This window comes from Alicyclobacillus fastidiosus (genome assembly GCF_026651875.1).
Classification (GTDB): domain Bacteria; phylum Bacillota; class Bacilli; order Alicyclobacillales; family Alicyclobacillaceae; genus Alicyclobacillus; species Alicyclobacillus fastidiosus.
Map to the genome: position 1 here is coordinate 2,325,038 of NZ_CP104067.1, position 19,689 is coordinate 2,344,726.

17 protein-coding genes and 3 pseudogenes are annotated in these 19,689 nt (G+C 48.2%); 18 read left to right on the forward strand and 2 right to left on the reverse strand.

All coding sequences use genetic code 11. The annotated features are described in order from the left end of the window. From NZD89_RS11500 to NZD89_RS11530, 7 genes and pseudogenes are all read left to right on the forward strand, one after another. A pseudogene (locus tag NZD89_RS11500) lies at positions 1 to 1,457 on the forward strand (sodium:solute symporter family protein). 227 nt (positions 1,458 to 1,684) lie between these two features. Then, positions 1,685 to 2,614, forward strand: coding sequence for a DMT family transporter (locus NZD89_RS11505; RefSeq protein WP_268007856.1), 930 nt, complete (start codon positions 1,685 to 1,687; stop codon positions 2,612 to 2,614). Between the two features lie 62 nt (positions 2,615 to 2,676). Then, positions 2,677 to 2,904: pseudogene (locus NZD89_RS11510) on the forward strand (amidohydrolase); the annotation flags it as partial. A gap of 390 nt (positions 2,905 to 3,294) precedes the next feature. Beyond that, a complete protein-coding gene (locus NZD89_RS11515) occupies positions 3,295 to 4,059 on the forward strand; it encodes a sugar phosphate isomerase/epimerase family protein (protein WP_268007858.1) in 765 nt (254 codons plus the stop codon). Continuing rightward, positions 3,987 to 4,238 (forward strand): Gfo/Idh/MocA family oxidoreductase, encoded by a 252-nt coding sequence (locus tag NZD89_RS11520; RefSeq protein ID WP_268007859.1) that lies wholly within the window; start codon positions 3,987 to 3,989, stop codon positions 4,236 to 4,238. Before NZD89_RS11515 ends, NZD89_RS11520 begins: the two co-directional genes overlap by 73 nt. A gap of 299 nt (positions 4,239 to 4,537) precedes the next feature. Next, positions 4,538 to 4,864, forward strand: coding sequence for an aldo/keto reductase (locus tag NZD89_RS11525; RefSeq protein ID WP_268007860.1), 327 nt, complete (start codon positions 4,538 to 4,540; stop codon positions 4,862 to 4,864). 275 nt (positions 4,865 to 5,139) lie between these two features. Continuing rightward, positions 5,140 to 5,265, forward strand: a complete 126-nt coding sequence (locus NZD89_RS11530) for a hypothetical protein (protein WP_268007861.1) — start codon at positions 5,140 to 5,142, stop codon at positions 5,263 to 5,265. A 277-nt stretch (positions 5,266 to 5,542) separates the two neighbouring features. Here the strand turns inward: NZD89_RS11530 and NZD89_RS11535 are convergent, their stop codons facing one another. Both NZD89_RS11535 and NZD89_RS11540 read right to left on the reverse strand, forming a co-directional pair. Beyond that, positions 5,543 to 6,901, reverse strand: coding sequence for an ISNCY family transposase (locus tag NZD89_RS11535; RefSeq protein WP_268007862.1), 1,359 nt, complete (start codon positions 6,899 to 6,901; stop codon positions 5,543 to 5,545). Positions 6,902 to 7,196: 295 nt separating this feature from the next. Then, positions 7,197 to 7,382, reverse strand: coding sequence for a hypothetical protein (locus NZD89_RS11540; RefSeq protein ID WP_268007863.1), 186 nt, complete (start codon positions 7,380 to 7,382; stop codon positions 7,197 to 7,199). Between the two features lie 126 nt (positions 7,383 to 7,508). Between NZD89_RS11540 and NZD89_RS11545 the strand changes: the two genes are divergently transcribed. From NZD89_RS11545 to NZD89_RS11595, 11 genes and pseudogenes are all read left to right on the forward strand, one after another. Beyond that, a complete protein-coding gene (locus NZD89_RS11545) occupies positions 7,509 to 7,637 on the forward strand; it encodes a hypothetical protein (protein WP_268007864.1) in 129 nt (42 codons plus the stop codon). A 99-nt stretch (positions 7,638 to 7,736) separates the two neighbouring features. Next, a complete protein-coding gene (locus NZD89_RS11550; protein WP_268007865.1) occupies positions 7,737 to 8,984 on the forward strand; it encodes an ROK family transcriptional regulator in 1,248 nt (415 codons plus the stop codon). Beyond that, positions 8,932 to 9,876, forward strand: a complete 945-nt coding sequence (locus NZD89_RS11555) for a Gfo/Idh/MocA family protein (protein WP_268007866.1) — start codon at positions 8,932 to 8,934, stop codon at positions 9,874 to 9,876. Before NZD89_RS11550 ends, NZD89_RS11555 begins: the two co-directional genes overlap by 53 nt. Further along, the gene (locus NZD89_RS11560; protein ID WP_268007867.1) at positions 9,876 to 10,850 is read left to right on the forward strand and encodes a Gfo/Idh/MocA family protein; all 975 of its coding nucleotides are present in this window, start codon (positions 9,876 to 9,878) and stop codon (positions 10,848 to 10,850) included. The genes NZD89_RS11555 and NZD89_RS11560 overlap by 1 nt, the downstream gene beginning before the upstream one ends. A 554-nt stretch (positions 10,851 to 11,404) precedes the next feature. Further along, on the forward strand, positions 11,405 to 12,643 hold the full coding sequence (locus tag NZD89_RS11565) for an ABC transporter substrate-binding protein (protein WP_268007868.1): 1,239 nt from the start codon (positions 11,405 to 11,407) through the stop codon (positions 12,641 to 12,643). A 51-nt stretch (positions 12,644 to 12,694) separates the two neighbouring features. After that, positions 12,695 to 13,663, forward strand: coding sequence for a carbohydrate ABC transporter permease (locus tag NZD89_RS11570; RefSeq protein ID WP_268007869.1), 969 nt, complete (start codon positions 12,695 to 12,697; stop codon positions 13,661 to 13,663). A gap of 14 nt (positions 13,664 to 13,677) precedes the next feature. Further along, a complete protein-coding gene (locus NZD89_RS11575; protein ID WP_268007870.1) occupies positions 13,678 to 14,508 on the forward strand; it encodes a carbohydrate ABC transporter permease in 831 nt (276 codons plus the stop codon). A 191-nt stretch (positions 14,509 to 14,699) separates the two neighbouring features. After that, positions 14,700 to 15,524, forward strand: coding sequence for a sugar phosphate isomerase/epimerase family protein (locus NZD89_RS11580; RefSeq protein WP_268007871.1), 825 nt, complete (start codon positions 14,700 to 14,702; stop codon positions 15,522 to 15,524). A 129-nt stretch (positions 15,525 to 15,653) separates the two neighbouring features. Next, positions 15,654 to 16,634: a Gfo/Idh/MocA family protein gene (locus NZD89_RS11585; RefSeq protein WP_268007872.1), complete on the forward strand. Its 981-nt coding sequence runs from the start codon at positions 15,654 to 15,656 to the stop codon at positions 16,632 to 16,634. Positions 16,635 to 16,810: 176 nt separating this feature from the next. Further along, entirely contained in the window at positions 16,811 to 18,163 is a 1,353-nt protein-coding gene (locus tag NZD89_RS11590; RefSeq protein WP_268007873.1) for a polysaccharide deacetylase family protein, read from the forward strand. Between the two features lie 118 nt (positions 18,164 to 18,281). Continuing rightward, positions 18,282 to 19,145, forward strand: a pseudogene (locus tag NZD89_RS11595) (sugar phosphate isomerase/epimerase family protein). The last annotated feature ends 544 nt before the right edge of the window (positions 19,146 to 19,689 follow it).

Consider the following 19,689-nt stretch of genomic DNA (forward strand, 5'->3'; position numbering starts at 1 on the left):
ATGCACAAAGCCCCTATTATCATCATTTTTGCAACCATTCTTATTTCCCTTGTTCTAGCTCTTCTCTCCCAGCGGAGAAAAAAGATGGACCTGGAGCAGTGGTCTGTTGGCGGACGTGGTTTCGGTATTCTCTTTGTATTCCTGCTTTTGGCAGGTGAAATTTATACGACTTTCACCTTTCTTGGAGGAAGCGGTTGGGCGTATGGAACCGGTGGACCGACAGTATATATCCTTGCATACGGGGCAGTTGCGTATCTTTTCTCATATTTCATTCTGCCGCCTGTTTGGAGGTACGCAAAAGAACATAACCTGATTTCCCAGCCGGACTTCTTTAATAGAAATTTGACAGCAAGTGGTTAGGCATTCTTGTCGCCATTGTCGGTGTCGTTGCGATTGTCCCTTATTTGCAGTCACAGATGACAGGCCTCGGTTTGATTGTGGAAACCGCATCGTATGGCGCCATCCATCAGTCCGTAGCCATTGGTATAGCCATGCTGGTTCTTGCGTTCTACGTGACGATTAGCGGCGTTCACGGTACGGCGTGGACGGCAGTTTTAAAGGATATTACAATTCTCGCCGTTGTTATTGTGATTGGTATCGCTCTTCCGATGCATGTTGGGGGCTTCCATGCAATGTTCACGAAAATCAATGCCGAAAAACCTGGCTTCTTAACTCTCGGTGCTAAAGGAATGGGAGTTCCATGGTTCATTTCTACGGTCGCATTGACGGGCCTCGGTTTTTATATGTGGCCACATGCGTTTGGTGCAGTTTACACCGCAAAACATGAACGTGTGTTCCGTAAAAACGCGATATTTCTTCCGCTTTACCAATTGATTTTGCTGTTTGTATTCTTCGCTGGTTTTGCGGCCATTTTGATTACACCAGGCCTGAAAAACAGTAACCTGGCACTTCTTGAAGCTGTACAGAAAGTGTTTCCAGGTTGGGTGGCAGGCGTAATCGGCGGTGCTGGCGTTCTTACAGCTATCGTTCCTGGATCGCTCATGTTGATGTGCGCTGGAACGCTGATTGCGGAGAACATTTATCGTCCCATCGCTGGCAATAATGCCTCTCCTAAGCAGGTTCAAACAGTTGCACGGGTCATGGTCTGGGTCGTGGCCGCTGTGACATTCCTGTTCTCTATCCACAGCAATGCCGCGATTGTAACGTTGTTGCTGATGGGTTACAACTTTGTTTCGCAGTTTTTTCCGACAGTGCTCCTGGCTATCTTCGCACGCCGTGTAGTGAGTAAAGCGGGTGCGTTCGCAGGTATTCTCGTCGGTGTCGCTATGGTGGTGTATTTTACGATGTCTAATGACTCGTTGCTTTGGGGTGTAAACACAGGTTTCTGGGCATTACTGATAAACTTCATCGTGGTGTTGCTTGTTTCCTCGGTAACCCGTAAAGCTACCTATTCTGGAACGCTGAGTGCAGAGTCGGTTCGCCGAAAGGGTTTGTAAGTTATCCAAGACTCGAGAGGCTGCCCTCGAAGTACGGCAAGCACATTGAGGGCAGCCTCTACTGTGTTTTGAATTTGTCTGGAAAAGATTCCTCGATGATGCAATACGTAGCAGGAATATTTCCGGGCTTTCACCACCGGTTGTTGAGGCACAGAAGAATACTATGCAGTAAAGCAAAGGATAGGTGGGTGAATTTAAAAATTTGAAACGACAGTGAGGAGCCTTTTATGAAATACATCGTTTTGTTACTATTCACAAGTTTTTTGTGGGGCGGAAACTTTGTGGTGGGAAAGTTCCTCGTCAACCATGCTTCACCGATGACGATTACGGATTTGCGCTGGATCATAGCAATTCTATTCCTTTTTCCGATAGTTCGAATGAAGGAAAAGAGAAAACTGCCACCACTTCAATCTGTCCTTCCGATGTTCCTAATGGCGCTAACAGGAGTTGTGCTGTTTAACATATTTCAATTTGTTTCTCTACAGTACACTACAGCGACTACTGACGGATTACTTTCCACATTGAACCCTGTGTCAATCGCTGTGTTTTCGTATTTGTTAACTCGCGATAAAATACGACCTTTACAAGGAGTTGCGTTAGCGCTTTCCTTTCTTGGCGTAATCGTGTTTCTTTTCAATGGAAGTATCACAAGTTTATTGAATTTTCGTCTTAACTCAGGGGACCTGTGGATGCTTGCTGCAGTCGGCATGTGGGGACTTTACTCGGTTTTTGGAAAATGGGCTATGCGACATGTATCGCCGATGACATCTACTTTATACTCCGGGATTTTTGGTCTACTTCTGCTCGTTCCATTTAATATTTCTAATTTTACGGTCGTCAATTTCAACGTCCAGTTTTTGTGCTCATTGTTATATACAGGGATTATTTCCACCGTAGTTTGTATGGTTCTATGGAATGTTGGGGTGCAAAAATTAGGACCAACTGCGGCTGGTATATTTCTAAATTTTAATCCAATTTTCACGGGTATACTGGCGTTTTTATTTTTAGGAGAACAGTTGTCTCTGACACAAATTATCTCTGGGTTTGTTGTCCTTATTGGTTGCTATTTATTTTCACGATTTGGGTACTCCTCCCCATTACATGGGCGTTCAATCGCAAGTAGGAACGAAACCGACCGGAGTCACCATTTGGGTTGATTATCCGAGTGCGAGTCGATATTTCGTAAAGTTAACTTCCACAGCAAAGGAGAACGGGCATCATGTCAGTCCATCTGTCTGACCTTCATTCCATCGTAGAATCCACGAAAGAGGAGATTGTTACTTGGCGTCGGCATCTTCATCAAAATCCTGAATTGTCATTTGAAGAGGAGAAGACGTCGCAATTCGTATATGACACGTTGACAATGTTTGCTGGTTTAGAAGTTTCTCGACCGACGAAAACGAGCGTACTTGCCACTTTGAAAGGTGCAAACCGAGGTCCCGTTTTGGTCGGAAATGAAGGAACTGCACAAGGTGTTAGAACGTAATGAGGATATGTTTCTACGTGGTAAATTCTTGATGAAGCCAGGTACGATCGCAATAAAGAAGCTTACGAACGTGAATTGCAACGAGTTCTTGACGACCTCCATGAGATCGAAAAGTCAATTGAGATTTTGCACACCTCGGGTTGAGACGAAGACCTTCTAACGGCAATCAAGGCTTTCCAGGAGGTATGGGACGCGGGTGATATTGACTCAGAGAGTTTAAACAGACTTACGAAGGCCGTAATCGTGTTTAGTAAAGATGAGCACGATGACACAGGTAATCCGTGTAGGCTTCGCACTGTACAACACAACCACACGGGGTATGGCACATCTCTACGTTAGGAGGGTATACAGTTGCTTTTTGGATGTTGTGTGAATGTAGAGTCACTGTCTATGGTTCGAAATGCGGGTTTTGACTTCGCGGAACTGCAGGTCAAGACACTTATCCCTGAGGCGCTAGAAGAGTGGGCGCAGGTACGTCACTCGATAGTCCAATCAGATATTCCTATTCAAGGGTTTAATGTGCTCCTCCCAGGCTATTTGCGTATCGTGGGTCCCGACGTTCAAACACAGGTTCTTGATAAATACCTTGATGTGGTTTTCGCGAGGATGAGTGAACTGGGTGGAAAGTACTTGTCGTTTGGATCAGGATCCGCAAGAAGAATCCCCGATGGCTTTGACCGTACAAAGGGCCAATCACAGCTCAGAGACTTCATCGCAATGCTAGGTGGCAAAGGACTGAAGTACGGGATAACCGTTAATGTGGAGTTTTTGAACCGGAAGGAAACTAACGTCATCATGAGTCTCTTGGAAGCAGATGAGTATGTTCAGGCAGCGGACGTTCCGTCTATCCGAATCCTCGCCGATCTCTATCATATGATGGAAGAATCTGAGCCGTTCAGTGACCTGCGTGTGGTCGGCAATCGCGTCGCATACGTGCATGTGGCAGACACGGGTAGGCGCTATCCGGGTAGCGGGACGTACCCATACCAGGAGTTTGTCCGGACTCTCAAGGAAGTAGGATATGACGGTCCGGTGTCGGTGGAATGCAGTTGGGGGACCAATCTCGAAACGGAGATGAAGCTCGCTGCAAACTTCTTGCGCAACGTATTTCGGTAATCGAGGAGGCCACACATCATGAAAATGAGGCTGTACATTGTCGTCAGTTTGAAGACATGATTGTAGCTGTTCAGGATGATCGAGAACCCCTAGTGAATGGTGAAGAGAGTTTAAAAGTGTCGAAACTCATCTTGGCGATGTACGAGTCTGCTCGTACCAACACACCGGTATCGCTCTGAAAGTATGACACTTCCGTCAGTCAGAAGACAATTGTTGATGTGTGAATAGAAGAGAAGCATTCGAGTCAAAGAACGTGGCGAATCATTGTCAGGAGGGAGTACCCTTGTCAAGAGCGGATGGGATGAACTATGCGCCGACTGGAACACCATCCCCGGTATGTTCGGAGACTTTATGTTTGCTGCCATAGGCCTAGACCATGTGAAAAAATTTCTGAACTGCCGAACAAGTTACGAAAGTATTACATCGCTCGATAGAACATGATTTGGTCCCATATTGAGTTGAACATGATATCGCAATCATGACCTACAGTTCGATCGCTAAGGGAATCCTTTACGGCGTCTACCACCTTGGAGACGAGCCACGCAAGCTGAAGGAAGACGATTTTCGGAAGGTACGTCGCTTGTTTTTTCCGGATCACATGGAGAAGGAGACGGAATTAGTCCATGCTGTCAAAGGGGTGGCGGACATACACAACGTGATGCCATCTGAGCTTGCGATCGCGTGGCTTCTCCATCAGGCCGGTGTGACCTCGGCCATCTGGTACGCAGAACATCGAGCATTTGCAGCAAAATATAAGGGCGGTAGACATCCAGTTGGCAGACGACCAAATCCGTCATTTGGATGATGTGAGCCGCAAGACTCTCATTGCCATTGATGGACGGTTCGGCTGACGCAGTCCCGTTTACGGTGGAACTAGATCTGTTTTTGGAGTCACGATGAACAATGCGGGCCTAGATACGGGCTCGAAGAAAAAGCACTGGGGATTCGTGTCTTTTTAGGATGTCTCTCATACATCAGAGAGCAAGGAAGCCTACGAGGCAACAGAATGCTGTTCATTAATGAAAATGTGTCGGGTGAAGTAGCTGTTGTTACTGCGAAGGAGGAGTACTTTGTAGTGCGATGGCAATAGAACTTGGCCGCAGGGTGCGAAGGGCGAACGTGTTGCCAGAGCGGATCCGAAGCGCAGGTGAAGATAGCATCTTAACTGCTTGTGACGTGCTTGCCGTGGAGAGCGTCAAGCGCTGAAGAGATTGTCTATAGCACGGATGGACCCTGCGATGCGGTCACGACAAACGAAACATTTAAGCTGAGGATCTCGAGAATACGGAGATCAAGACATTTCTTTGACCTGGCTGATGTCGGGGTTCGTGTAAACGCGACTGCGCCGAGATTCTTTTGACGGAACAGAACCGCACTTTGTTAACTAGTGGCCCCTGAAAAAGTCTACATTTTTGCAGCGGTCAGGTCGGCCCGATTCGGATGAATATTAGGAGTTATCGGTGATTGGTATCCATGTGCCAACTTATTTGCTTACCTGGGCTGCTCTTCTTAGGTTGTGGGTTAGAATTCTGAACCCAACCCACACCGCCGTGCCCGAATGTCCACGGAATCGGCTACGGTTGAGTCCGTACTTCTGTTTTAAGAGGCCAATCTTTGCTTCTCCTGCTGCTCTAAATCGCTGTAAGTCCTTGTACCAAGGTTCCTGCTCCAGCTCTGTCCGTTTCTTACTTTTCTTTCCTCGAAACGGAGTGCTGACATGTTTTACCCCAAGTTCCTCTTGCAAGACCCGCTCGTTTTTACGGCTGCCGAATCCCCGGTCGGTTGCTACTGCATGAGGTGCGGAGCCAAATATCTCTTGGTGGTGTTCCACTGCAGGGATCAACATCTCGTCATCAGATGGATTTCCAGAGTAGACTGCGTAACCGGTGACAAATCCGCTCTCCGTTTCGTCAATCCGGACCTTGTATCCAAACTCAACCTTCTTGGCCAGCTTACCTTTCTTAATTGGCCGAGCCATCGGGTCATAGATGCTAATCAGTCGGTCTGGAATAATACGGTTTCCGCTCACTACCTGTTTGGCCTGCTCTAACAACCGCTCAGTTTGATCCACCAAAGATTGCAATCCGTGCTTTTGCTTTTGCACAGACTGCTTCGTTGACCGCTGTAGCTTTTCAATCACTGATTCTGCCTGCTGCAGAACACTTTCCGTAATCTCGACTACGTCCTGCGTAATTTTGTTCACTTCATCCCAGGACCGGCTCATGCGTCGGCGCAACACTTTCGCGAAAGACAGCACCTTTCGTTTTACGATGTCAGTTTGGTCGACAAACCCTTCTGTAGCGTGGGACGCCACCTTACGAATCCTGTTTATCGTCCGAGTAATGGCACTTACCCCGTCCTGTAAGAGCGTTGCATCCGTTGGGTGATGGATATCCGACTCCACCACCGTGGTGTCTGTACGAAACTTGCGATGACGAATGACTCTTTCTTCGCTGAGTTTCTTGACTAGCAATTCATTTAGATGTTCAATCGTGCCCTCACCATACCGCTTACGAGCTTTGATGAGTGTGGTTGCGTCAGGTACCTTTTGGTCAATGGCGATATAACAGAACCGTCTCCAGTGAAGACTGTCGCTGACCTCCTGAACAAGTGTTTCATAGCCCAGCTGATAACGAAATTTGATATACTTGAGTCGAAGATAGGTCTGAACGGGGACAGTCGGACGTCCCATGGTGGTATTAAAGTTCTCCAGGAATGGCCACATGAATCGCTCGTCATTCAAAATCTGGTCGATACGTTCAAGTTCCGCAGGTAGCGAAAGCAGAGATTCGGGGAGAATTGAGTCCCATAGTGTCACTTGATTTTGGTGAGTTCGTAGCATTTTCTCATGCCTCCTAACAGGATTCCCGAGGCATGATGCCGAACTCTCAAGCAAAAGGAATTCGCACACACCTCGGGTGGATCTGTGATTGTCTCGACAACAACCACTTCACCAACGGGCATTGTGATTCCTTTTCTTTATTCAATTCGTGGACTTTTTCAGGGGCCACTACTACATTTACGGGGACTCCCTGTGCGATGAGCAAGGAGGCATGTGTGTGACGTAGGTCGTGAAATCTAATGTGTGGAACATTCGTTACGTGCCATGGAAGTAGCTTTGGCGGCGTATCAGTCAGCTAGGACAGGGCAACCGGTTTTCTTGCGTTGAACGATAAGGCTTCCATCCATTGTTCGGCGGTGTACAGACTCTTGATGTGCCCGTCAAAGAAGGAATGCACGGCGGCGGGGACAAACGTTTGCGGGACGATTTGTTCCTGGTCGGTGGGTAGAAGAATGGGCGCTGAAACATCTGGCTGGTTCACGAGAAGGCGTGATGTCCTGCTTAATTGGCATTGCGGCAAATGTATCAATGGCAGACAGCGATTTGTCGGCAATAGAAGAGCTACTCAGGTAATGGACATCACACCAAAGTAGAGAAGGTGCCATCCATGGATATGAAAGTCTATAGAACGTCTGAAGAACTTGGAAAAAAGGAACTGGTGCAAGTGGATGAAGTTTCGCGGCAGGTCATTTCGATGTCGTTTGCCAAAAACAAAATTTTCGATCCGATATATTGAATATTCTTATAATTCGTCATATGATTTTCATGTAGATACTTTTTCAATCGAAAAAAGTAACGAGAGCCAGAAAGAAATTTTTGCTATGGGTGGTTTGAAATGAATACAGCTAATCATCGGTTATTGCGAGATATCAATTTGAGTCTAGTCCTGCAAATGATTCAGGAGCAGGCACCGATTTCACAGCGAGATCTCGTGCAGCATACAGGGCTTTCACCGAGCACTGTGTTTACACTCATCAACCAGCTCCACGCCAGTGAACTGCTTCGCGAATGCGGGTACGCTACATCTTCGGGAGGGCGGCGACCGAAATTACTGGAAATGAATCCGGAGGGCGGCTATTTTATCAGCGTCGACCTTGGCGGTACGAAAATTTCAATTGGCGTCTTGGATTTGGTCATGCATCTACGGCAACAGTGGGTTTACCCAACGCCATCCGAAGGTGGCGAAGGTGTATTTCAGAAATTGATGGAGATCATTTCCGATACGTGCCAATACTGCGAAAGTCAGGCATGGAAGATCCTCGGCATCGGCATTTGTACTTCAGGTATCGTCGATTGTTTGAATGGCATTGTGATTGAAGCTGATAACTTTGGATGGCATGATTTTCCACTTGCTGATCGATTAAAAGCGTCGCTCGGTTTTGTTCCTGTCATCGAACATGATACAAACGCTGCGGCTTATGCAGAGTTTGTGTATGGCGCCGCGCGTGGCCAATCAAATGTCGTGTACGTGTCCATTGGTACGGGGATTGGCGCTGGACTCATTTTAAATGGCCGACTTTTTACGGGATCAAACGACATGGCGGGCGAGATAGGGCATATCACGGTTCATCATGATGGCCCGATGTGCAGGTGCGGAAAACGCGGCTGTCTGGAGGCCGTTGCGTCTGGACCGGCGATTGCCCGGGCATATGTGCAGCGACGCGGGGAACAGGTGGGTGTGGACTGGGTCGATGGAAAAACGGTCATTGCGCTTGCTGAGCAGAAGGATGCGATCAGTTATGAAATTGTGACGGATGCCGGGAAAATGATCGGACACACGGTGGGCAATCTGACCAACATATTAAATCTGGACACCATCGTCATTGGCGGCGGTGTCATGGCGGCGGGTGGTGTCATGTTTTCGGCAATCAAAGAGGGGATTCAGTCCGTACTGTTGCCGAGGATGCGTGACACACCGCACATCTCCAAAGCATCTTATGGGCCATCGGCTGGATTGGTCGGTATTGGCGCATTGAGTTTAGCCCGCATGTTCAATGCCGTTAGCTTGTCAGATGTAGGGGGTGGTCATAGTGGCGCTTGGGGTTCTCCTGCTTGGCAAAGGCAGCATGGGTGTCATTCATAAAAAGGCGTATGACAGTATTCCAGACATGCAATGTCAGGTTTGGCCAGAACGCATCACACAGCCACGTATACAGCTGGCACAAGCATTTCAAGATGAAAATGTAAATATAGTTGACATTTGTTTGCCTTCCCATCTGCATGCTCAAGTTGCTGAATTGGCGCTTGAGCATGGAAAACATGTGTTTATTGAGAAACCGGCTGTACGGGAATGGAGCGAGTTAGAGCGACTGCGAACCGCTGAACAAAACGCGCAAGCGAAAGTGATGGTGGGGCATGTACTGCGTTATTTTCCGGAGTATCGGCTGATTTTGGAGCGGGCGCAGGCTGTTGGCGAGTACGGAATGCTGTTGGCGAAACGTAGAGCGAAGAGTCCCGAAGGCAGCGGTAACTGGTTTTTAAACACACAGCAGTCTGGGGGAATTATCCTTGATTTGGCTCTGCACGACATCGATTTTGCGCGGCTGTTGTTCGGCCCTGTGGCTTCTGTTTTCGCCCAGACAGCAGGCTTGAATGAGACATACGCGCTCATCACGCTGCATCATGAAAACAGGAGCGTGTCTCACATTGAAGTAAGCTGGATGTATACAGGTGGGTTTCATGCCCGCGTCGAGGTCCAGGTTGGGGGACATCACTGGTCGCATGACAATCATGAGTCGAACCCGATGGTTGTTCACGCCGATGCGTTGACGTCTGTGGCAGCCGTGGAGGTACCATTGACCCCGTTCAGGGAAGATCCGTGGACACGACAAATCAAAGATTTTGTTCGATGTATCAAAGAGGATACTAAAAGTCCGATTTCCTTACATGATGCGGGGGAAAGTTTGAAAGTGGCATTGGCTGCGATTCAATCCGCACGGAATAAAGCGCCAGTTTCCGTTTCGGAGGTGTCTTGATGAAGATTGGGATCATCTCTTATCAGTATGGCTTGTCTGAACCGTTCATTCGATGTCTAAAGCAGGAATTACGCGTATCAGACGTAATGATGTGCCAACGAGTCGCAGACGTGGCAGTCTGCCACGAAAATGTTGCAGGGATTCGGGGTGTCGCATCTGAGGAAGCGTTGATGAAAGAGGCGGACGGCGTTATTGTGCTTGGGCATGACAAACGTCGTTTTGCAGATATTTTGCAAGTCTTGCAACTGGAAAAACCGTTGCTATGTGATCCATGGCTAGGGACGCGCGAAACGGAAGCCTGGAATTTGCTTGCTGATGTAGACGCAAGCGATGCACTCCTCATCCCGGCATTTCCGATGCGGTTGAGCCCTGTCGTCGCCAATCTCAAAGAAATCATTGCGTCGGGGAAGCTAGGTGATATTGTCGCCGTGCATGGTGTCAGCAATACAGGTGTCACGGTTGATTTTTCTGGTGGGCAGCTCGCGGGGGATGGCGCATTCGCCAACATGACCAGGCACCTCGTCGACACCATTTTGTGGTTGTTGCAATCCAAGGTGAAAAGTGTATTTTGTGCCACAACCAATGTGCTGAATCAGGGCACAATCAATGAAAGTGCCGGAAGTGTTCAATTGGTGTTTGAAAACGGCGTGGTTGCGGGCATGGCGTCGATTGGGTCAGAGATGATCCCTGACACAGACGACCGCAGTTTCTCGTTGTCTGTTGTCGGTACACTGGGGACCAGCGATATATGCGCGTATGGCCAACATGTGGAGGAGCGGACGAAGGCGCGCACCGCTGAGTTGCACTATGGGGACGAACCCATGGTCCTGATGGCGGAAGAATTTTTGCGTTTGGTCGCTGGTGAGGACGTAAGACGTCTGCAGTTGCCGCGGCTGAGGGACTGCATTGAAGCAGAGCGCGTATTGCAGGCGGCATGTCGTTCTGTAAAGACGGGTACCTTGGTGAATCTCTAATTAGAACCACAGTGCTGAATGAAAAGTGAACGATAACAATTGTGTTACTTAATATGACACTAAAAATGTTATTCATATTTTGATGTCGATCACGTCACTTTTTATAACATAAATGATTGATTTGGTTTGTTTTATTGTTAAGTTATCGATAATATCACAAAAACAATGAGAAATTATACAAAATTCCGCATCGGATTCCAGGGTTAGATTTCTGAAATTTTAGCTTATTGTGATAATTACGTCGCGAGATAGGTCGCCCTTGAATCGGTACGGAAGTTGTTGGATTGATACCTGAAGGGGGGTGTTTCGCGTACGATTCTTCACCTTGTTGGACGATACAGCTGTTGAGGTGAAAAAGCGTACATAAGGTAACGATGTACCAATATCAAGGGGATGACAGATCAAGGTGCAGGGAGTATTTCAATGAGTGTTTGCACAATTGGACTTTGCTGGTTTGACGTTGTTTTGTTTTGGCTTTTCCTGCTTAAAAAGTGGCGTTCGGGTAGAAAAAGTGTGGTTCTAGCGGTATTTCGATCTGCTAAGGGGGATGCAGTTTGAAACGTTGGTTTAATCAATTCACGAAAACAACGCTTATCGTCACAGCTGCAGCTGGCTTGCTTGCTGGGTGCGGCAGTAGTGGCGGGAAAGTCACAATTGTTTGGTGGTTCAATGATAAGAATCAGCAGCCAGCATTGGAACAGATTGCAAAGGACTTCATGAAGCAAAATCCCAATATCAAAGTAGATGCCGAACTGCAAAATGGTCAAACCTATTACACGCAGTTACAGACAGTCCTCGCGGCACATAGCGGACCGGACGTATTTTGGATGAATGGGCCCAATTTCCTGGGCTTTGAGAACAAAGGGTTCTTTGCACCGCTCAATGTCAATTTAAATTGGAATAATTATCCAAAAAACCTAGTGGGCATGTATTCAGTCAATGGCACGCATTATGCAGTTCCCAAGGATTACGACACAATAGGCCTGTTCTACAATAAAGCGCTGTTTGACAAAGCGCATATTCCTTATCCAACCAACAATTGGACATGGAACGATGTGCGGGCAGCAGCCAAAAAGTTGACGATTGCCGGCAAGCAATGGGGCATCGCTGATGAGAATTCGTCACAGGAAGTGGAGTATCCGTTGATGGTCTCAGCGGGGAGTCAGATCATCAGCAAGGATAAGAAATCGGTGGACGTGGACAGTACTTCATCATTGAAGGCAATTCAGTTCCTGTATGACTTGATGTATGTAGATAAGTCGGCGCCGACAGGGCAATGGCAAACAGACAATGATCCCTATCAAGCGTTTATGTCAGGGGAAATTGCCATGATCACAGCGGGTGACTGGAATGCGCATCCGTTTTATCAGGCGCTTGGCAATAAAGTGGGTGTCGTGAAATTCCCCGAATTTGATGGCCATTACGGAAACATTATTCACGGTATTGGCTGGGTGGTGAACGCCAATTCCAAGCAAAAAGCCGCCGATATGAAATTTGAGGAATATCTGGGTTCAAAGGCAGCTGCACTTACGCAGGCCGATACTGGAACGGTTATCCCGGCGTACAACGGAACGCAAGAACCCTGGGTGAAGTCTATGAAAGGGTTCAGCAACTTGCAGATTTTCCTAGATCAGGCCAAATACGCGACAGCATATCCGACTGGACCAAATGCGCAATGGGAAAGCGCGCTGACGACGCACTTTACGAACATTTGGCTCAACAAAGAGACGCCAGAGCAGGGACTGAAAGCGGCGCAGCAAGAGGCGGATCAGGCGCTGCAGAGTAGTAATTGACCGGAACGGTGGGGGCATTCACCCCCCGGTACTTAGGGAGGTGTTAGGGAAATGAGTACGGTGATGGAGCAAAAACAGAGTACAAGCGTCGGAAAAGGCACAGTCCGATCTGGACGTCCCCCGTTTTACCAGCGCGAATGGTTTTGGGGATACGTGTTTATTGCGCCAACCTGCATTGGATTACTGATTTTCAACGTATACCCGATTCTATATTCATTTTTCCTAAGCTTCACATCTTGGGACGGATCGAGCGCGTTAAAAATTGTTGGGTTGCAAAATTTTGTCCAAATGTTCCATGATCCCGATTTCTTGCAATCCATGCGCAATACACTTGTCTATACTGTGGTCGTCGTGCCAATCGGCATTGCGCTTTCCGTCATCGTCGCTGTACTGCTGAATGGAAAAGTGAAAGGGCGCATCGTCTGGCGGACGATATTTTTCCTGCCGAGCGTAACGATGCCGATTGCCATTGGCGTGGTATGGAAGTGGATATTCAATGCGAACAGCGGCCTCTTAAATTACCTGCTTTCGTTTTTGGGCATCCATGGTCCACACTGGATTTCAGATCCGAGGTATCTGCTTGTATCTGTCATGATTGTAGCCATTTGGGGCGGGATAGGTTACAGCATGATCATCTTCCTCGCGGGGTTACAGTCTATTGCGCCAGTTTATTACGAAGCAGCCGCCATCGATGGGGCGGGGCCCATGCGACAGTTCTTCAAAATCACATTGCCTTTGTTGTCGCCGGCCATTTTCTTTGTTTTGGTGACTGGGTTGATCAGTGCCTTGCAGGTATTCGATTTGCCGTATATTTTCGTCGGCGCTGGTTCAATGACCAGTGACAGCGTATTGGTGCAGGCTGTTCGTCCGATTGTGATGTCCATATATCAAAATGGCTTTCAGTTCTTCAAGCTTGGCTATGCGTCGGCAGAAGCGTGGGTGCTGTTCGTCATCATTTTGATTGTGACTTTGATTCAAATGTGGTTACAAAAGCGCTGGGTTCATTATGAACAGGGTTAAAGGAGGGCGTCGAAATGCAACGGAACAGTCATGTGTGGTCGAGGATCATCGTTTATGCCATCTTGACCATCGGGGCGGCGACGATGCTTCTGCCGTTTTTCTGGATGATTATGACCAGCTTTAAGACGTATGGAGAATCGGTGCAGATTCCTCCAGTCTGGATACCGCGTCACTTTGAGTGGGATTGGTATCATCAGGCATTAACCGAAGTGGATTTCCTTCGATATTACTGGAATACCATTATCATGACGGTCGGGCGGACAGCAGGACAGCTGTTGACGTGCGCCATGGCTGCATACGGATTTGCCCGGCTTAGATTCCCTGGTCGGAACGTCATATTTCTGATGGTTTTGGCCATTTTGATGGTTCCTTATCAGGTAGTTTTAATTCCGCAGTATATCGAGTTGCGCAATTTCAATTGGCTTGACACTTTTTGGGCTTTGATAGTGCCGGGAGTCTTTTCGGCTTATGGTACATTCCTTCTTCGGCAATTTTTCATGGGATTGCCAAGGGATTTGGAGGAGGCAGCGAGAATTGACGGACTATCATACTGGGGTGTGTTCTGGCGGATCGCCTTACCGCTGACCAAACCGGCTTTAACGACACTCGCTTTCTTCGACATCCTCTGGAGCTGGAATGATTTCTTGTATCCACTGGTTGTCACAAGCAGCGACAGCATGCGTGTATTGAGCGTGGGGATCGCAAATCTTGAAGGCATTTATACGACACAGTTTCCACTCCTGATGGCGGGGGCTGTGATGGCGACAGTGCCACTTTTGATTCTATTTATTTTCTTGCAGCGGTTTGTTGTTCAAGGTATCGCCTTCACAGGCATCAAAGGTTAGTCGCAAGTCGCAAGTGGCTGTTTTTGCACATCACCGTGAATATAAACATCAACGGGAGCCATCAGTGAAAAGACCGCCATGCGTGATGTGTCCCGCACCAGCAGCACCATGAAAATACCAGTCAATCGAGGTATCGCGGATGGAGCAGCACCAGGATATCGACTTTATTTTTAGGATAGGAGAAATGCGCAATGAAAAAAGCAGTCAATCAATGGTGCTTTCCAGACGGGACGCCTTTGAAACAAGTGTTTGAAGTCAGTCAAGCCGCTGGGCTTGATGGGGTGGAGCTGAACATATACGAACCAGGTGGTGTCGGTTTGACGTTGGAAACTACCGACGCTGAAGCGAAAGCCATCAAAAAAATGGCGGCCGACCATGGACTTGAGCTGAAAAGCCTGTCCAATGGCCTCTTGTGGCAATCCCCTCTTTCGGCAGCAAGTGCAGATGTGCGGGCCAAAGGGGTCAGTATTGTGCGCAAGCAGTTGGAACTTGCGTCTGTGTTGGAAATGGATGCAATTTTGGTTGTGCCTGGACGGGTGGATAAAGAGACGTCATATGAAGAGTGCTGGGCGCGCAGTCAGCAGGAGTTGGCTCAATTGGCACCTTATGCTGAACAGCTTGGCGTTAAGATTGGCGTGGAGAACGTCTGGAACAAGTTCCTGTTGTCGCCGACCGACATGGTCCGCTACATCGATGAACTGTCCTACGCTTTCGTCGGCGCGTATTTTGATGTAGGCAACGTGTTGAACTTTGGCTTTCCAGAGCAGTGGATACGTTCATTGGGCGAACGCATTGTCAAAGTGCACGTCAAGGATTTCTCGACGAGTGTCGGCAACATCACCGGATTCGTACCGTTGTTGTCCGGGGACGTAGACTGGAAGTCTGTGCGGCAGGCGCTGCGCGATGTCGGTTATGACGACTACATTACAGCTGAGTTGTCGCCTTACAAAGTGGATGCCAATCAGATGATTCACGATACGTCTCGGCAAATGAGTTTCATCATGGATTGTGATTAAATCCGATTGGCAAACGGTCATGCAGGATGTGCCCCACACAGGCAGAATTACGAAGATGTCAGTCAATAGCGGCATTGCGAACAATTACACAAAGGTATCGACTTGATTTCAGGACGGGAGTGTTTGGTTTTGACATTGAGAATCGGTTTTATTGGTGTTGGTGGCATTGCGCAAGCGCACTTGAAGAATGTGAAGGAATCGGGAATTGCGGATGTTGTTGCTGTGAGCGACATCAACGAGCAGGCGGCGACGTCTTCAGCGGAAAAATATGGATCCGTTGCATACACAGATAGCATCAAGATGCTTGACAGCGAAAAACTGGACGCAGTGTTTGTCTGTGTGCCACCGTTCGCGCACGGCACCATCGAAGAAGACGTGGTGAAAAGAGGCATCCACATTTTTGTGGAAAAACCGCTGGGATTGGATTTGTCGATTGTCCAAGCGAAAGCGGACGTGATTCGCCAGTCTGGTGTCATTTCTGGCACAGGATACTGTTTGCGCTATTGGGATATTGCCCAGGAAGCGAAGGCTTATTTGGCAGAAAAGCAGGTAGCCTTGGTTGACGGTTATTACTGTACTTCATTTGTGCCGACGCCTTGGTGGCGCGTGATGGAGAAATCCGGCGGCCAGCTCGTGGAGCAAACCACGCACATCGTGGATTTGTTGAGATATTTGGGCGGCGAAGTGACATCTGTACAGGCGTTCATGAGCCTAGTGGCGGCCAAGGACATTGAAAACCTCGACATCTATGATGTTGGCACCGTCAATGTTGCATTCAAAGATGGCGGTGTGGGACATGTGCGGACCACTTTCCTACAACCGGATCACCGCTCGGGTTTGGAAGTGATGGGGAATGGGTTCCGGTTGACCGTGGATGGCGGAACGTTGACCATTGTCGAAAAGGAGAAGACCATCATCAAAAAATCCAAAGTGGATTTTTACAAAGAACAGGATTTGGCGTTCCTTCAAGCGCTGGAGACTGGGGATAGGTCCTTGATTCTCGTTCCTTATGACGAAGCGTTAAAGACGTTGGCTGTGACACTTGCCGCAAATGAATCGGCGCAGACGGGAGAAACGGTGCAACTTTTAAACCTTGGGGTTCATCTCTGAGAGAGACCTTTTGGCCGTTGCTAGACGTAGATGAAGGTGCCGAGATTATTCGGCAAACAAAGGAATCAGGCGGTTGTACAAAACACGCTAGGTGATATAGGCAATGGTGTGAGAGGAGCTCTTTGGGCGGCCTCTCATGCCAGCTCAGGGGGGACGGCTCGCTGAAGACAGTCAATATGTTACTGTGGTTTGATGTCGAAGATTACATCACGCAAGAGTCTGATGATGCCCTATACGGTTTGCTCGAGTTGCTTGATTCGTTGTCCATCAAGGGCACTTTTAAATTGGTTGGCGAAAAAGTCAGAAGATTAAAAGAGAATGAGCGCGATGATATTTTCGCAAGATTGAACGGCCATGGCATAGGCTTCCACACGGATTTGCACAGCTATCATCCAACGGTCAGCGAGTATTTGGAGGCATACGGTTTTCGCGATGGTGCGCACCAGTTTGAAGCGACGGAATTGCCTGGCCTGCAGGCACTCAAAGCGAGTGTAAGCAGAGCAGCAACATGCTACGGTCAAGCCGGCTACTCTTGGGCACCGCAACCCTTACCAACCTTGAGGCACTGGGGGCTTCCTGTATATCTGGACTGTCATGACCAGGTTCGCTTGAACGGTGTTCCGTTCTGGTACGGCGGGTTGCTCAACCTGACAGATATCGCGGCGACGATGCGTATGGAATTAGAGGAAGATGGGCTGGACAAAGCGATACAAACGTTTGATGGCTATCACAGAGCATGTTTGGATGAGGGGGGGTTCATCAGCATTTTTTATCATCCCTGCGAATTTGCGACAAAGGAATTCTGGGATGGCCACAATTATGCGTTGGGTGTGAATACTCCTAAAGAACAGTGGCGCATACCTCCTTTGCGAACAAGGGAAGAACTGAAGCATTACCTGAGTATGTTGGGCGAGTTTTTACGCTATACCCAGACAAAGGAGCATGTTCGTTATATTACTGCAGATGAGGCGCTGGAATTGGCGCGTGCCCCACAAGTTTCGCTTCGTGATGAGGAGATTCGCGAGGTCGCAGCAGGCATTGGGCAAGACTTGTATTTTACCGTACACAATCACCAATCCATCAGCGCCTCTGATCTCTTCATGCTCTTTTACAAATACCTATACAAGCAACCATTTCCCGCAGAAATGTTATATGGACCAGAACGACATGTCGACAGCGATTTCACCGGGGCAGCCAAAGTCCGGGACATCATTCAGGCCATCTCGCCAGATGTTTGTGATTATCCATCCATCTATCTGGATAAACAGCTGCCCGATTGTTTTACAGTGGCCGGGCAGCGTGTCAATCCGATAGATATGACATGCACGTTGGCATCTATCATTGCGCAAGATTTATCGGAGGAAGATTCAGTTGCCATCGTCAAGGGGACGTTAAAAAGCGTACAACACACCAAAAAGGAAGTGCTATGGGGGCCGAAGTGGGTGGTGTTTCCACCCGAGTTTACTGCACCGAACATTGTCTCCCTGTCTGAATTGCAGACATGGACGCTCAAACCTGCACTATTTTAATCATTGGGTTGTGCTAAATCTACAGTTGAAATCAAACAAGTCACTCATTTTTGCATAGGCGCGCTAAGCAAAATTGGCGCTCAGCATAGACTTCTGTTCTTTCAAGAAGTGTTTCAAGATGAAAATTGGACTTAGTACCTACAGCTTTTTTCAAGCGCTGAACAAGCAGGAAATGAACGTGTTAGAGGTGATTGATTGGATTGCTGAAAATGGCGGTGAACATGTGGAAATCGTTCCAATCGGGTATACCTTGTCTGACAATCCGGAGTTGGTAGACCAAATTCGGGAGCGGGAGGTAAAGGTCGGGCTTGATGTCTCCAACTATGCGATAGGGGCTAACTTTATCCAAGACAGCCATGTGGCCTATGAAGCGGAGATTGAACGGGTGATGAGCGAAGTCCACATCGCCAATCGACTCGGCGTAAAGTATATGCGCCATGACGTGGCATGGCGGCCGATACTAGAAGCGACGCTGGAGCAGTTTGAGCAGGATCTCCCTCGTATTGCCGGTGCTTGCCGCAAGATTGCCGACTATGCAAAGCAGTATGGCATCACGACGAGTGTGGAGAACCATGGCTATTTCGTCCAGGCAAGTGATCGGGTGCTGCGGTTGGTCAAAGCGGTGGATCGGGACAATTTCAGGACAACGTTAGACGTCGGTAATTTTATGTGCGCTGATGAACAATCAACTGTGTCCGTACAGAAAAATCTGCCCTACGCATCGGTTGTGCATTTAAAAGATTTTTACGTCCGACCTTCGTATCGCAACCCAGGGGATGGTTGGTTTCAGACGGCGGGTGGCAATTTCTTGCGCGGCGCCATTGTCGGACACGGAGATATCGATATGTGGGAAGTGATACGTCTGGTCAAACAGTAAGGCTATGACGGCTATATTTCCATTGAATTTGAAGGAATGGAGGATTGCCGGGCTGGGTCCAAAATCGGCATGGATAATGCCCGTCGGATTTGGGATGCAGTCTAATTGGCATTCGTCTCTCTAAACATGCATGCCCATCGGAGCGCAATATTGCGATGAAACTGGCCGAATCCGGCCAGTTTCCACAGCTTCCATACCAATCGCGGCCCCTAAACCTACTTAGCGGAATAGTTGATGGAAATCCTCAGTCAATCGAATAAATCGGTCTAAGAAATGCTTTCAACCTTATCTGGTGTCGACCCAAAATATAGTGTAAGAGGTTCAAATAAATATGAAGAAAGTGGGGCGGACATCCCCTCCTACGTCCACCGATTAAGCAATCGTTCTCGTTGTCGGTGTATGCACAAAGGTACAACGGATGTTGCTACATCGTACAGGGTTCGGATCTTAATTGTATTTGGTATTAACGCAAGGGGCTTCGTTGATTGAATACTTCATTCCTAATATCGTTCCGGGACTGTCACAGACTATATTTATAATACCCTTAATTCTAGCTAGTGGCCCCTGAAAAAGTCTACATTTTTGCAGCGGTCAGGTCGGCCCGATTCGGATGAAGTGTTTCTATTAGGAGCTATCGGTGATTGGTATC

Bases quoted from the DNA above. Each gene is read 5' to 3' on its own strand.
- NZD89_RS11505 (WP_268007856.1), top strand. From the start codon at position 1,685: ATGAAATACATCGTTTTGTTACTATTCACAAGTTTTTTGTGGGGCGGA.
- NZD89_RS11535 (WP_268007862.1), bottom strand. From the start codon at position 6,901: ATGCTACGAACTCACCAAAATCAAGTGACACTATGGGACTCAATTCTC.
- NZD89_RS11530 (WP_268007861.1), top strand. From the start codon at position 5,140: ATGGCAATAGAACTTGGCCGCAGGGTGCGAAGGGCGAACGTGTTGCCA.
- NZD89_RS11575 (WP_268007870.1), top strand. From the start codon at position 13,678: ATGCAACGGAACAGTCATGTGTGGTCGAGGATCATCGTTTATGCCATC.
- NZD89_RS11580 (WP_268007871.1), top strand. From the start codon at position 14,700: ATGAAAAAAGCAGTCAATCAATGGTGCTTTCCAGACGGGACGCCTTTG.
- NZD89_RS11570 (WP_268007869.1), top strand. From the start codon at position 12,695: ATGAGTACGGTGATGGAGCAAAAACAGAGTACAAGCGTCGGAAAAGGC.
- NZD89_RS11550 (WP_268007865.1), top strand. From the start codon at position 7,737: ATGAATACAGCTAATCATCGGTTATTGCGAGATATCAATTTGAGTCTA.
- NZD89_RS11525 (WP_268007860.1), top strand. From the start codon at position 4,538: ATGACCTACAGTTCGATCGCTAAGGGAATCCTTTACGGCGTCTACCAC.
- NZD89_RS11560 (WP_268007867.1), top strand. From the start codon at position 9,876: ATGAAGATTGGGATCATCTCTTATCAGTATGGCTTGTCTGAACCGTTC.
- NZD89_RS11590 (WP_268007873.1), top strand. From the start codon at position 16,811: ATGTTACTGTGGTTTGATGTCGAAGATTACATCACGCAAGAGTCTGAT.
- NZD89_RS11520 (WP_268007859.1), top strand. From the start codon at position 3,987: ATGCAGTTGGGGGACCAATCTCGAAACGGAGATGAAGCTCGCTGCAAA.
- NZD89_RS11545 (WP_268007864.1), top strand. From the start codon at position 7,509: ATGGATATGAAAGTCTATAGAACGTCTGAAGAACTTGGAAAAAAGGAA.